This window comes from Arthrobacter terrae (assembly GCF_015708085.1).
In the GTDB taxonomy this organism is placed as follows: Bacteria; Actinomycetota; Actinomycetes; order Actinomycetales; family Micrococcaceae; genus Arthrobacter_M; species Arthrobacter_M terrae.
This window is the reverse complement of the sequence record NZ_JADNYM010000042.1, coordinates 1-13,228: the sequence shown is the minus strand read 5'-3', so window position 1 is coordinate 13,228 and position 13,228 is coordinate 1. Positions and strand designations below refer to the sequence as shown.

The 13,228-nt window shown below is 56.3% G+C and carries 15 protein-coding genes and 3 pseudogenes; 7 read left to right on the top strand and 11 right to left on the bottom strand.

The annotated features are described in order from the left end of the window. Positions 1 to 114: 114 nt before the first annotated feature. Complete coding sequence (locus IV500_RS20845; protein WP_196398737.1) at positions 115 to 474, top strand: hypothetical protein; 360 nt, start codon at positions 115 to 117, stop codon at positions 472 to 474. 95 nt (positions 475 to 569) lie between these two features. Here IV500_RS20845 and IV500_RS20840 read toward each other — a convergent pair whose 3' ends face one another. Together IV500_RS20840 and IV500_RS20835 are read right to left on the bottom strand one after the other, a co-directional pair. Next, complete coding sequence (locus IV500_RS20840) at positions 570 to 872, bottom strand: transcriptional regulator (protein ID WP_196398736.1); 303 nt, start codon at positions 870 to 872, stop codon at positions 570 to 572. Beyond that, entirely contained in the window at positions 869 to 1,324 is a 456-nt protein-coding gene (locus IV500_RS20835; protein WP_196398735.1) for a hypothetical protein, read from the bottom strand. Before IV500_RS20835 ends, IV500_RS20840 begins: the two co-directional genes overlap by 4 nt. A gap of 349 nt (positions 1,325 to 1,673) precedes the next feature. Between IV500_RS20835 and IV500_RS20830 the strand changes: the two genes are divergently transcribed. Further along, positions 1,674 to 2,009 carry a GNAT family N-acetyltransferase gene (locus IV500_RS20830; RefSeq protein ID WP_196398734.1) on the top strand — a complete coding sequence of 112 codons (336 nt, stop codon included), beginning with the start codon at positions 1,674 to 1,676 and terminating at the stop codon, positions 2,007 to 2,009. A gap of 157 nt (positions 2,010 to 2,166) precedes the next feature. Here the strand turns inward: IV500_RS20830 and IV500_RS20825 are convergent, their stop codons facing one another. Further along, complete coding sequence (locus IV500_RS20825) at positions 2,167 to 2,706, bottom strand: GNAT family N-acetyltransferase (protein WP_196398733.1); 540 nt, start codon at positions 2,704 to 2,706, stop codon at positions 2,167 to 2,169. A gap of 442 nt (positions 2,707 to 3,148) precedes the next feature. After that, positions 3,149 to 4,426 carry an MFS transporter gene (locus IV500_RS20820; protein ID WP_196398732.1) on the bottom strand — a complete coding sequence of 426 codons (1,278 nt, stop codon included), beginning with the start codon at positions 4,424 to 4,426 and terminating at the stop codon, positions 3,149 to 3,151. 356 nt (positions 4,427 to 4,782) lie between these two features. Here IV500_RS20820 and IV500_RS20815 point away from each other — a divergent pair, with 356 nt between their 5' ends. The 3 genes from IV500_RS20815 to IV500_RS20805 all read left to right on the top strand — a co-directional run bounded on the left by IV500_RS20815 (position 4,783) and on the right by IV500_RS20805 (position 5,948). Then, positions 4,783 to 5,130 carry a GNAT family N-acetyltransferase gene (locus tag IV500_RS20815; protein WP_230855293.1) on the top strand — a complete coding sequence of 116 codons (348 nt, stop codon included), beginning with the start codon at positions 4,783 to 4,785 and terminating at the stop codon, positions 5,128 to 5,130. 32 nt (positions 5,131 to 5,162) lie between these two features. Further along, entirely contained in the window at positions 5,163 to 5,390 is a 228-nt protein-coding gene (locus IV500_RS20810) for a DUF4158 domain-containing protein (RefSeq protein WP_196398731.1), read from the top strand. A 330-nt stretch (positions 5,391 to 5,720) separates the two neighbouring features. Further along, on the top strand, positions 5,721 to 5,948 hold the full coding sequence (locus tag IV500_RS20805; protein WP_230855292.1) for a helix-turn-helix domain-containing protein: 228 nt from the start codon (positions 5,721 to 5,723) through the stop codon (positions 5,946 to 5,948). A 108-nt stretch (positions 5,949 to 6,056) separates the two neighbouring features. On the opposite strand, the gene IV500_RS22030 is transcribed toward IV500_RS20805, so the two are convergent. From IV500_RS22030 to IV500_RS20770, 7 genes and pseudogenes are all read right to left on the bottom strand, one after another. Next, positions 6,057 to 6,287 (bottom strand): helix-turn-helix domain-containing protein, encoded by a 231-nt coding sequence (locus tag IV500_RS22030; RefSeq protein WP_281064091.1) that lies wholly within the window; start codon positions 6,285 to 6,287, stop codon positions 6,057 to 6,059. Between the two features lie 67 nt (positions 6,288 to 6,354). Continuing rightward, a pseudogene (locus tag IV500_RS20795) lies at positions 6,355 to 6,642 on the bottom strand (cation efflux transmembrane domain-containing protein); the annotation flags it as partial. A 162-nt stretch (positions 6,643 to 6,804) separates the two neighbouring features. Further along, a complete protein-coding gene (murJ, locus tag IV500_RS20790; protein ID WP_196398728.1) occupies positions 6,805 to 8,535 on the bottom strand; it encodes a murein biosynthesis integral membrane protein MurJ in 1,731 nt (576 codons plus the stop codon). Between the two features lie 226 nt (positions 8,536 to 8,761). Continuing rightward, the gene (locus IV500_RS20785; protein ID WP_196398727.1) at positions 8,762 to 9,184 is read right to left on the bottom strand and encodes a hypothetical protein; all 423 of its coding nucleotides are present in this window, start codon (positions 9,182 to 9,184) and stop codon (positions 8,762 to 8,764) included. Positions 9,185 to 9,376: 192 nt separating this feature from the next. Continuing rightward, a complete protein-coding gene (locus tag IV500_RS22025) occupies positions 9,377 to 9,511 on the bottom strand; it encodes a hypothetical protein (protein ID WP_281064092.1) in 135 nt (44 codons plus the stop codon). A 43-nt stretch (positions 9,512 to 9,554) separates the two neighbouring features. Next, a pseudogene (locus IV500_RS20775) lies at positions 9,555 to 9,914 on the bottom strand (DUF4158 domain-containing protein); the annotation flags it as partial. 533 nt (positions 9,915 to 10,447) lie between these two features. Further along, positions 10,448 to 11,608: a S1C family serine protease gene (locus IV500_RS20770; protein WP_312876013.1), complete on the bottom strand. Its 1,161-nt coding sequence runs from the start codon at positions 11,606 to 11,608 to the stop codon at positions 10,448 to 10,450. Between the two features lie 581 nt (positions 11,609 to 12,189). Between IV500_RS20770 and IV500_RS20765 the strand changes: the two genes are divergently transcribed. Both IV500_RS20765 and IV500_RS20760 read left to right on the top strand, forming a co-directional pair. Then, positions 12,190 to 12,621, top strand: a complete 432-nt coding sequence (locus IV500_RS20765) for a LexA family protein (protein ID WP_196398725.1) — start codon at positions 12,190 to 12,192, stop codon at positions 12,619 to 12,621. A gap of 69 nt (positions 12,622 to 12,690) precedes the next feature. Continuing rightward, positions 12,691 to 13,104 (top strand): annotated as a pseudogene (locus IV500_RS20760) (Y-family DNA polymerase); the annotation flags it as partial. Positions 13,105 to 13,228: the final 124 nt, after the last annotated feature.

The following is a 13,228-nucleotide window of genomic DNA, read 5'->3' as shown; positions in this document are numbered from 1 at the left end:
GCCACCACCAAGGACCCCAAAATCCTGGCCCTGCCCGAAACGGTATGGATCAACAAGCCACCAGAAAAACCCGAGACAAAGAAAGCAGCCTAACTCCCACTGGCCTCATCCACCTTGACAAATTCCGAGTCGGCCACTAACAACGGCAGCAACATTGTCTCCCCTAAGGAGCCAGCTGGTCAGTACTACTACAACTGTGTCGGTACAGACGGCAGCAGCTACTTCCTGCCCCAAGGGGAGCCACTGTCCAATTGTCACGGGAGCTATCTCCAGACATACATCAACGGGGTACAGGTGCGGGTCGTCAGCTTGACGACCTCCGGAGCCATCTCCAATCCAAACGCAATAACCGTTGACTGCGCCATCGCGCTAGTTGGAGCCACCATCGTCGTACTGACCCCGGAGGGAACAATCGCCTGGGTACTCTCGGCAGCAGTAGGTGGCATCAGTTTCGCGAGAGCCTGTACAGCCTGAGTGCCTTGCAGGCTTGAACTGAAGGGCTAAAGAAATGGAGGGGAGAACAGAAGATTGTGTTCTCCGCTCCATTTCTTGCTGTGCGAGTCTCCCTCCTAAAGGCTTATGGCTCCCAGGACGAGCTGAAGGGCTCGACGGTGACTGGCGAATGCTTCACGCCCCTCGCTTGTCAGGGCCACCCACGTTCGAACACGCCCTCGTCCGGTGGGTTTGAGGATGCGCACGTACCCCGCGCCTGCTAGTGCTGAGAGGTGCTTGCTCAATGATGAGTCACTGATCCCCGCCGCATCACGCAACGTACCAAATTCGGCCTCGTCGACGGAGGCCAAAAACGAGCAAATAAACAACCGCCTAGGTGGATGGATCGTCTCGTTGAAGTCATCTATTGCCGTGGTCATGAAAGAGCCGGACGTCGTTTCCGCTGGACCGCGCGATCAAAGAAGAATCCGTAGAGAAGCGTTTCAACCAGAATTAGCACTGCCATAATCACTACGGGCCACACCGTCCCGAGGCTTTCACCGATCAGCCAGCCAGCCACAATGGTGCCAAGCGAGACCAAGAGAAAGCCAACCGACCACCACGAAGCAACCCCACTTCGTAAGCCGCCAACCCACACGCCGTTGGCTCTCCGAAAACCGCGCTGCGTAAGCTTCCCAGCAGCTAGGAACGCAATCAGAGCAAGCGTTCGGATGATCGAACCACCCAATGAAAAAGCGATCCCAAGTATCGCGTAGCCAATCCCTAATGCAGGGTAATACCACCACGGAGAACGGGCATACGCGATCGCCCGTTCATGTCCCTGTCGAATTGCGGATAGGGCGTCAACTGAACTCGCAGAATCGTTTTCCATACTGGCAAGTCAACTCTCGGGTTCATCCAAAGTCAACCCCTCAGGCTACCGACCGACACACCTAGCACCTGAAGACCGGAACCGTCACCAAGAGTTGCGCTACACCTCCATTTTATTGAAGGATCTACTCGTGTGGGCCCAGTAACCCTGAACATGCCGCCAGGGGCAATCGCGCGTCGGTTGAGAATTATCCCATCAGACGTCCAATATGGTGCCAAAAACCGTCAGATTAGACTCCATATCTCGTTTTCTGGACACCGCAGCCCATGAATCCAAGAACCCAACCTGACACAATGTCAGACCCGAAAAGCCCCTGAAGTAAGCGGAGTTTTTCACAGCATTGCCCCTCATGGCAGCTATAGGAGTACTGGGCCCCAAAGGACACCTCGCTGAAGACGACATCTGGGTCATCACTTGTTTGGTCGTCAGGGCCGAATATAGGGGCACAGGCATCGCCACCGCGCTCCTACACGAAGCCGTAAAACACGCTCGGAAACACGGGGCCAACACGCTCCGTGCCCGTCCCACCGACACCACCCAGATTAAGAAATCCAGCGCTGCATTATTCACAGGAATCCTCAGCACCTTCGACGCCGCTGGATTCAACCACGCCAACCAAAACCGCAGCCGCGTGCTCGTTGAACTCAACCTGAATCAGCACTCCCAGACCTCAAACGACTCTTGACGCCACAGGATCAACACCAAAACAACACGTGCTCCATGAAAAGCGTGCAGGGACCGTCCCGCAGAGCGTTCCTTGAACGGATACCCCTGTTCTTGTTCAAGTCTGTGTTGGATGGCTACGTCCCGTTGCTTTCGGTGCGGCTTGATTCCTCGCCAGCTTAATCGCCGGAATAGCCTGACAGGTCGATCCAGTACCTGCGCTTAATGCCAAGTTCGGTGCTGCGTACGTCTTCAAGGACGCCACCGTTTTTCTCTATTGTTCGTGCTGATGGCAGGTTCTGTTCATCGCAAGTGAGTAGTACCCGAGTCAGACCAATGCTGCGGGCGTGTGGAAGGACGGCTTTGAGGGCCCAGCTCGCGATACCGCGCCCGCGAGCTGTCGGCCGGACGTTATACCCAATGTGGCCGACTGCTTCGAGCATGAAAGGTGTTAGGACGTGCCGGAGTTCGATCGCTCCGAGGTAGGTGTCGTGCTCCACTATCCAGAACCTGTTCGCGGTCACCTGCACCCCGTCGAACAGCATTGAAGGATCAGCTGGCAGGGTCAGGCGTTTTATCCAGGCTTCGAAGTCCTCAGTCGTTTCGAAATGGTCGCCTGGGCGGATACCTGAACCGTCTTGGTGACCGTCTGGCCACTCACTCTTAGCTTCTACCCATGATTCATGGAGGGAAATGTCCGGGTCGACAAGTTTAAGCATAGAACAGAGCGTATCAATCGTCCCGCTTACCTTTCGCTGACCGGGAATGAGGGATACAAGGGCCTCAAATACGAGTTTGATCGCAATAACCGGGCAACAGTCGAAGCCACTTTGGCGGAGAATCTTACAGGCCTTGACGAACTAGTGGCCGACTGCAAGGCGGTCCTGAGCAAACTGGTTCCGGAGAAGCCCATGCTGGCGGACCAGGCGCGGAACATAGACCGGCAGATGAAGCGCTTGGGTGTGGGGAACCCGCCACTGTATGTCATCTACCGGATGTACGGCCAATATGCACACGGCTCCATCGGAGTAGCCGACGCATACATAACAGCATCCGATGGTCTTCCCCAATTCAATTTTATTGCGCAGTCCGAACACTTCGACAGAGATTTGGGGTCCGTTCTCATCCCGTTGGCTTGGGCAGTGAACGCATCAAACAACTTCATCGTGGGAATGCCCTTCGCTCATTGCCGACGCCTTCCCGCGAAACCGGGATCTGCTCGACCGGCCGCGGGCTGAGCAGTTGTCCGAAGATCAATACGAAGATCAGAGTAAGCACGTACATTGCAGCACCGGCCGCGAAAGCGAGCGCGGGGCCACCGCGGTCGATCAAAATTCCGGCGGTTGCTGCTCCCAGAGCAACGCCGATGTTGTTCAAGGTATTCACCCAGGTCGACGCCTCTCGCTGTTCCCCCTCAGGCACCAACCCATCGGAAGAGACGTATGCGGTAATGAGCAGCGGCGCGCTAGCCAATCCGGCGCAGAACAGGAGACAAGCGGTGGCAATCAAATTAGTCGTAGGGACGAGCATTAGGCCGAACGCTGCCGATACTGCGATGAGCACGGCTAGATGCAGACGCGGGCGGTCTTCACGAATGTAGTGCCCCCAGAGAAGGCCGCCGACGGCACTACCGATGGAAAGAGCAGCGAACAAATAACCGACGCTGGGACCTTGCCCTACCGCCTCTGATCTCGCAACCAAAGATACTTCGAGGGGACCTCCGCCTAGCCCAATGCCAAGAAGAACTAGAAGCAAGAAAACAAAACCTCGTCGCTTGAACGGTCCCGCCCAGCCGCTCGATGCGCTGGCCGTGGCGGTCGTGGACTTCATACTGTTGTGGCGTGATGTTGGCGAAAACACCAAAAAAATGGTTCCAATCAGGTTCATCGCGCCGGTGATCGCCGTGACGAGTGAGCTGGGCGCGATTAGGAGGATGCCGCCTACAGCGAGTGGCCCCACAGCGTAAAGCGCCTCCTCGACAACTCCGTCGAGGCTATATGCGCGGCGTCGTGCTGCCGGCTCGGGGGTGACTGCGGCCCAAATGGCGCGCATCGACGGCCCGAGTGGCGGAGCAAAGAGACCGGTTCCGATGGCAAGCGCGATGTAAGGGAATGCGGCGTCGACGTTCTCAAATGCCAGCCCAGAGATGGCGAAGACGCACAGAGTGAACCCGAGGGACAACCAGGGTAGAACTGCTTTGGTGCCTAGCCGGTCGATCAACCTGGATTTGAGCGGCATGAAAAAGCTGATGAGGGCGTAGCCGCCGATCGAGGCCCCGGCGGCGGCATATGAGTGTGTCGCGCCCTGAATTGTGAGCAGAAGTGCGAGCGAGATCATCGCGTAAGACAGCCGCCCAATGGTGGCCGCAATGAATGTGATAAGCACTCCGTCGCGGCGGAGTATCGAGCGATAGGTAATCGTGTCGGTCGAGTCGGTCAAAGGTATCTCCTAGGGATAGCAAATAGCCCCGTAGCCGTTCTGGCATACGAGGGGATCGGTTCTGGCAAATGAGGTAAGAACCCAACTCGCTATCCCTGGAGCGTCATAGACGAAATCATAGTGGGGGGCGTCGCGGGAAATGAAAAGCGCGGCGTCTAATAACGCGTCGACCGGGCGACTGTTCGCTGGAGCGACGACGCTCTACGTCCTCTCCCTGCCCTATAGGCGGTGAGTCGGCCCGATGGAATGGTTCGCGACGTCCAGAGAAATTTCCTACGCCATCAAGTTGGCGGGCTTCAGATCGGATACGGATCCGCATCTGGGGCAGTCTTTGTGACTGCAGATAGGGTCGGAACATGTCCATCACCTTTGTTCCAATGACTCCAGCCGACACTGAAAATCTCGTCGGCTTCCTGACTTCAAACCGGTTCCCGTTCCATGTTCAGGTGGACCCGCGTGCCGCGGACACACGGACGAAGATTGCGAATGGCCATTTCTGGAACGAAGACGCCCAGGGCTATTGGGTAGTGAAGGAAGAACTACGTATCGGCATGGCTGCTCTCGAGGATTTGCAGGACGCCTCCCCGCTCTTCGACCTACGCTTAGACGAAACCCAGCGCGGAAAAGGTTTGGGACTGGAGGTGCTCCGTTCGCTTTGCGACATGGTCTTCGAGTCCATGCCCAACACGGCCTGGTACTCCTAGAGCTGTTCTGAGGTGACAAGTAGCATGGGGTGATGGTTTCGATGTCGCGTCCACAGGACGATTTGCTGCTTGGCTGGACTCTTGTCGGTGAGGACTGGACCTTGTTGGGAAACAAGTCTGGTGCCACACGTCTGGGGTTCGCACTGATGTTGAAATTCTTCGAGCTGGAGGCGCGTTTTGTTCGTAGTGGCGCTGAATTTCCGGACGGTGCTGTGTCTTATGTTGCCGAGCAAGTAGGTGTCGTCGAGGCTGGGGTCTGACCGTTAGCGGAACAGTGGTTGGCGCTAAGGATTTTGTTCTTGCGGCATGGTTCAGGGATTGATGGCTGGCAGATTGCGGTAGATGGATGCGCGGGAGATGCCCAGGGCTTTGGTGATCTTGGTGGGACTTTCGCCTGTGACCTGTCTGGCGTGTACAAGCATCCAGAGCCGCTAACCCAAATAAGTTATCATAATAATTTTCAGGTATATGGACAGCTATCTGTGCAACAAATTTGAATTTAAGATAATTATGTGTATCTTTGAGCTAACTCAAGCAAGCTAAAAATACTGAAAAGAGGAATAGTTATCCCAATGGAATATTCTCCCATTATGTCCCTGGCGGAAGCCTTCTCCTCCGAAATCCGAGCTGAACTCGGCCGCCAAAAAATGACCGGCCTCACCCTCGCCGGTAAAGTCGGCATGAGTCAGAACTACATCGCCAAAAGGTTACGAGATGAACTCCCTTTCACCCTGACTGACATAGCCATCATCTGCGACAGCCTCGGAAAACCCTTCTCGGAAATATCGCAAAGAGTCACAGCTTCACTCAAGAGCTAGGGGGCGAGTAGTAACCGAACATTGGTTGGTGCTAAGCCTGCTGGGTCTGGGGTCTGACCGTTAGTGGAACAGCGGTTGGCGCTAAGGAAACTATTTGGGCTGCATGGTTCATGTGTTGCTGGTGGGCATGTGTTGGTAGATGGATGCTCGGGAGATGCCCAGTGCTTTGGCGATCTGAGTGGGACTTTCCCCGTTGGCGTGTCTGGCTCGGGCAGCGGCGAGGATATCGGGGATCATGGGTCGGCCGCCGGTGCGGCCTTGGGCTCGGGCTGCGCCGAGGCCGGCCATGGTGCGTTCGCGGATCATGTCACGTTCGAGTTCGGCGAACGCTGCCATCATGACGAAGAAGAATTTCCCTTCTCCCCTCGGGCTGTAGGTTCCGGTGCGAATGTGCAGGCCAATTCGGGGCGTGCACTCCATCGGCCACCAAGACGGTAGAGCCGATCTGCCGGCCCACCCGGATACGGTAGATCGCCACGGCCTTGTTACCGGCAAAGCCGATGACCCCTGCAGCCAGCACCCACCGCAAGTTGTGCAGAGGCTGCGGGATGAATAGCCGGTCGATGGATTGCCAGGCGGCGACGACGGAGAGAGCAACGACGGCGACTATGAACAGCCCGGCGAGGTCCTCGGCTCGACCGTACCCGTAGGTGTAGCGGCGGTTGGCTGCCCGGCGGCCCACAATGAAGGCGATTTGGGGTCTGAGGAGAAACGGTACGGAAATTTACGCTTAGGGGCTATGGATGCCCTTTTTCCCGGGCGGTGATGATCTGGAAGACCAGTTCCGCCCCGTGGGTATCGAATTTTATTTATCCCGCTCCCTTTGGGGAACTAATCGGTTCCTTGTCTGCTGTGGCTAGGGTTTCTGGGACTTAGCACAGTGGTGGGAGAATCGTCCGAGCAGGGGTGAGAGTAGGTCGTTGATTTCCTTAGCTCGCAGGATTTTCAGAGTTAGTACATAGATCACCGCCATTATTAGGCCCACAGCGACTGCCGTAGTGAAGGCATTCAGCGGTGATTGCCAGGCGAAGCCATCAAAGTTTCCGTCTATGAAGCTTGCACCGCCTAACGCGATCAAAGCCGGCACGCCGATCAGGATGGAACTGAGAGCTCCAGCAGCAAATTTTAAGTGAGTTTTGATGATGTTGGCCATCCCAAAATTGCCGATCTTTCGATGAAGTACGGCGCCTGAGATGAATGCGGCAATGATGTTACCCGCACTGATTGTGCCGAGTAGAGCAAAGATCAGGTATTCCTGTTGTACGCCGAGGACCGCAATTGCCCCTACAACCCCAATGACAATAAGGACTAGTTGAAGGACGAACGGAGTCCGAGCGTCCTCTGTTGCATAGAGCACACGATTGAAGATGAAGTTGGCACTAAGGAATGGGGAGCTGAGCGCCAAGATCGCTACAGCTACGCCTATCGAGAAGCCTGCTTCAGGGCTGGCGCCACCAATCAGCCGGCCAATCTGTCCGGCGAGCAGAAACAGTACGGAAGACCCGAAGAAGGTAATAACGCCTACAGTTCGGAGCAAGCGTGAGACTGCTTCCCTCAGTGCAATCTGGTTGCCACTCGTTGCGGCTTTGGCCATTTGATTGAAGTAGATAGTTGCAATAGAAAGCACCACGATGGAATGGGGCAGTATGTAGATATCTGTGGCTCTGTTGAACAGGAAGAGACCAGGGACATCCGAACTAGTACTGTCGCTTTTGCCTGTTGCGCCTGTGGCCACCCAGGTGATGAATATCCATGAGAGCTGCCCGATTATCATCGTGCCTAACGCCCATCCTGCAATTTTTCCTGTGGCTTTCAACCCCATGCCCCGCCACCCCCACCGGGGACGCAGACCCAGGCCCAACCGACGCAGTGGTACCAGCAACACCATCGCTTGCATCACAACACCGAGAGTTGTCATGCCACCAAGAAATACTGTCTGTTCAATAGTCCAGTTAGGTAGTGTGTCCGCTGAAATGGTTTGAGGCCCCCACAATTGGAGGAAGACCAGAATCCCAATGATGGCAATGATGTTATTGAGTACCGGGGCCCACATATAGGCACCGAAGCGGTTGTGAGCGTTAAGGATTTGCCCAACCAAGGCGTAGAGACCATAAAAACAAATTTGAGGCAATAGCCACACTGCAAACTGCGTCGCGATGACGAGTTGAGTGCCTTCGAACTGCGTGAAGATGCTCATGAGCGGTCCTGCTGCAAGAGTCGCCACGACAGTGATACTCAGAAGCAGTATTACACCGAGAGTGAGTACCCTACTGAGGTAATCGCTGCCCCGGTCGGGAAGGCGACTGGCTTTGATGATTTGGGGAACGAGCACAACATTGAAAACTCCGCCAGCGAGCATGATGTACAAAAGGTTTGGAAGGTTGTTGGCGGCATCAAAGATACTCGAAAGCGGTCCAAGGGCACCGATAGCGACTGCAATCAAAGCGACTTTGGTCAGACCCAAAACACGAGAAACCAACGTGCCAATGGCCATGATTGCCCCCGACCGGGCCACATTGACTTGCCCCAGCAACGGGACATCAGACGCTGGTCTGGTCTGGTGTTGCGATTGGTAAGACTTAGACATTTAACAATCATCCATGCACTAGCGTGACTCACAACGCCTATCGCAGCGCGCGTCGCGACAACTTCGCGGTCTGGCACCACGCAGGCCCACAGCCGGTGCAGTGATAGCGGCGGATCGTGATCAGCAACGTAGGGCCTTCCGCTGAGATAGCGGAAGGCCCTACGTAATGATAATTACTTATCATCATAGCGATGATTTAGAAAGTCGTTAGATCATGACTTTCTAGTTACGTCAGTTGCCACCGTAAGAAATACTTCTCTGGGTGACCAGCAAGGCGATCGACCCAAGTAGCCTCGTTTGCACATGCAGTTATGATATGAACCCCAAAAATGCTTCTCACTTGAGCCAGGCGACTCAGGCATTTTGGATAATCATTGCCCCAGTATTCTACCTGTACGACACCAATCGCATTAGGAGCCACGACTGACTGAGGGACGACGGAGAGCGTTGAAGCAGACGTAACATTTGAACTGTTTTCAGGAGTCGGAGCCGCCGCGCTTGCAACACCATTTCCGATCATGGCCGTAGCAAAAATTGTTAATGCGATTGCAACTGATCTTACGATTTTATTCATACCCACCCCAGTTGTAGAATGATTGTCGGTTTTTTTGCAGAAGAATTCACATGACGTGATGATGCTGTTTGTCAAAAACGCCTTGACGTCATGTGAAAATTTATGCTAGGGGCGAGAGATTCATGCCACTGATAGAGACCGTTTGCAACATCTTTCTTCCCCGTTGTGAACAATACACCCCGTTTTTCTTTTGTCAACAGAATAGGACAACTCTGTCAACAGACTTAGTACCCGCGCGGCCATGAGCCGCTCCCGCGATACCTTCGCCTACAACCGGGTCCATGCCTCGGCCGAGTCCACTCCCGCACCCTGGGCTTGGCCTTGGCCTTGGCCTTGGCCTTGGCCCTCGCCCTCGCCCTCGGCGCATTCGAGCATGGCCTTTGCCGCCGCTGCCAACGTCACCGATGCCCGCCTCGATTGGGGCAGGGAGCGCATTCGATCCGTGGCCGGAGAACCGCCGGTACCCATATGCCCGAGCTATCTCCCAACGGTGCTCATAGGGCGTCTTCGACCGCTCCACGTAACTGCCCAAAACAGAACCGTCGACGATTCCGAGTTGTGTTGCCACGAAATTGATCACCACTTCCGGTACTGCCACCGGATTATCAAGAAACGTTCCCAGAAAACGCAGTGTTCCCAATGGCACCCCAAAGCCCAGCCGGCTGCCCTCGCCACGACGGCGACCCACCAGCTCCAAGTCCTGGTCATCTAGAAAGAAGAACCCTTCCAACTCCGCCGGCGATACCGGACCTGAGAACTGGCCATATACCGCTACTTGGTCATCACTGAGAAATTCAACTGGCATGACACCAATTTATGGTCAATTTCGAAGGCTTAGCGCCAACCACTGTTCCGCTGTAGCTCAGACCCCGGTCTATCGCAATCGCTGGATTGCGATAGACCCCCGTCGAACCTGTGATGGGTCTGTCCAAGAGTCCTTTCAGCAGATGTGGTAGCGACCCAGGTTTCGACGGCCGCACCTACTCCGACAAGTCCAGCCAATACAAGGACGTTGCCCTGTGTAAGGGTGAATGAGGCGATAAGGATAGTTCCCCCAGGACTCATTATGGCTGCCGTAAACGCGAGGACTGCCGCCCCCATTCCAAGTATGGCTGCCGAAACCAGGTTGACGCAGGCACTCGCGAGTCCTGAGGGGTCAGTGCCATTGATGGCGGAGAGACTCACCATCAAGGCGATTGACGGCACCATCGAGACCAGTGAGTCCCGGTTGTCCGGAACTTGCAATGAACGGAAACCGCTGAGACATGGGTAGCAGTTTTGGCCTACGACGCCGTTGCGGTCGGTTCGGTGTTTCCAGGGACACCCCCCGGTGCCAGTTTAGGTGCAGGCTTGCGGGCCGCCGTGTGGCAGCGCTGTACCGGCTATGCGCCAGGCTGCCCCGTCCCACGCCATGGTGTAGGCGATCCGCCAATCGGAACAGGTTTGTCCCGCCACCCCGTGCGCGGCATCCTGCCGGGTCTGCAGGAGAACGTTGACCACCAGGGAATTGCCCGCCCCTATGACATTTACCACGTCGAGCTTGGTCCAGTAGGAGGAACCAAGGCCTTCGCTCCACTTGGCTTCGCCTCCGAAACTTGCTCCCAGCTCCGGGGTGAGCTGCTTGAAGGCCGCAGCATAGGCACCTCGGTTGATGCCTTGGCCATGTAACAACAAGGCCTGACCAACGTTGTTCGCCTGATCGTGGCTGGAACTGACCTTCATGGAAAATACGCCTGAGTCTGGCGCGGGCGCCCCTCCGCAATCAACCGGCGCCAACGGCACGCCCCGGGCTTGCCATTCCTTCACTGCTTTTGCCACTCGGGAGGCAGCGACGGCATAAGCGGTGGACTGCGCCTGGGGAAGGTACGCGCTGACCACCCCTGAAACGAGTCCGTCCTGTCCCAGCAGGGGGCCGCCGCTGTTGCCCGGGTTAATGGCTGCGTCCGTTTGAATCATGTCCCCGATGAAGCCGATCCCTAAGTCAATGTCCCGGTGCAGCCCGCTCACAACTCCTCTGGTGAGTGTGAGGGTTTTGCCGTCCGGATAGCCCAAAGCCGCCACATCTATGCCGAGGGCGGGTTCTATCGTCTCGAAGGTGAACTGGTGCCCGCTGACAGGCGTGTTCATCCGGACGAGTGCCAGGTCCGCCAGCTTGTTGAAGCCCAGGACCACACCCCGGATAGCAGTTCCATCTAAGGAGGCCGTAATGGCTGAAGCCTGGTCAACCACGTGCGCCGCAGTCACCACAAGATCCGGCGCCACCAGGAATCCAGTACCTGTTGAACTGCCGTCACATCGGGTGACACTGAGTTGCCCCACCCCGGACTGCACCTCGGCCACCACCTCCGGCCAAGCCTTCGGGGCAGCTGGCGCGGACGTAGTGGCCCCCGTGGACGCGGACGTAGTGGCCCCCGTGGACGTGGACGTGGACGTGGACGTGGACGTGGATGTGGCAATGGGAGGGGAAGACGGCGGCCGTTGCGCTCCTGTCTCCGTCACCTTTGGTGGGTCGCTCGCCGGCGGCTGTGCAACTGGGCTACTGCATCCAGCGAGCAGCAGCCCGAGCAGGGAGGCAAAAATTGCGGTCCGAAGGAACGGTTGGGTGGGGAGCTTCTCATTCGGCATTAAATTTGTCCTGACGCTCAGCCGGCAGCCGCGTGAAACGGCTGTCTTCAAGTTAGTCCGGACGACCGGGATATCCCAGCTTTCCAGCTATCAATTGCGCACGATGTTGCTGGTACGTTGGAAAAATCCCAGAAGCATGAGCCGCCCCTACAAATTCCAGCAGCGATCAGAGGCGCACCACTTAGCGTTGAGATTCACACCCTATATGCGACACTCCTGCCGGTGTCGACCGTTAGTTACGTGGGCTCGACTGTTGCATTTCTTTGAAAGCCATTCCAATGCCTCCGAGAGTTTAGCTATGTTTGATCGACCTCAGGCGGCGATGTAGTGACCGTCGAGGTGTACCCCTAAGCCAGGTGCTTCCCCCGGTCACCCCGTGAGGACTGGCATGGTCGTTGTCCGTGGGGGCGTCTACACTCAACTACTAGAAACTGATTTCTAGTAGTTGGTGTGCCATGACCGTAATATCGAATATATTTTTAGTTGACTCCCCGGCCCCGGCCGTGCACCTGCTGCTCGCCCCCGTTCTCGTGGCGGCCGGTTACCCGTCACCGGCGCAGGATTACTTTGATGGCAGGCTGAACCTTAATGATCATTTGATCCAGGACGTCACCAGTACGTACGTTGTCCGGGTTTCCGGTCATTCCATGGAGGGTGCGGGTATCAGTGATGGGGACGAACTGATCGTGAACCGGGCCCTGGAACCCAAGGACGGGTCCATAATTGTCGCTGTCTTGGATGGTGAGCTCACGATCAAGCGTTTGCGGCTGATGGGCGGGGGAGTGGTCCTTCAGGCGGAGAATCCGGAATACCCGGACATCCGGGTTGCTGACCTTCAGTCCCTCACGGTTTGGGGAGTCGCCCAGACCTGCCTGCATCACCTCTGAAACCAGTACCGGGCGGGAAGGTGTCAGCTAATGCGGATACGGACGGCTGAGCCGAGGGGGCCGGGGATCATGCCCCGCAGTGATTACATTGCTCATGTTGATGTGAATTGTTTTTATGCCAGCGCGGAGCGGGCGTTTGATCCGTCGCTGGAAGGCAAACCGCTGGTCGTGTTGTCCAATAATGACGGCTGCGCAGTGACCCGCAGTTCCGAGGCGAAGGCCCTGGGTATTGAGATGGGCACGCCCTGGTTCAAACTCCAGCACCTGGCAGCGGCGGCTATTCCGGTGGAGAGGCGGCTGGTCGCCCGGTCGAGTAACTATGAGTTATATGGAGATATCAGTCAGCGGGTGATGATCCTGTTGGGCCGGTACAGTGCGTGGGTGGAAATCTACTCCTGCGACGAAGCGTTCTTAGGGGTCAACGGGTCACTGGCGGACATGGCAGAGCTGGGCCGAACGATCAAAAACACGGTCCGGCGAAACTGTCATTTTCAGAAGCTGACGGCACGCCGATGCCGGTGTTGCCGGGGTTGTGCAGCCGGCTTCTGAACGCTGGTCGTTCAGTACTCATATGCACTAAAGTCATTGTTGCGCAATAGTTCTGTTC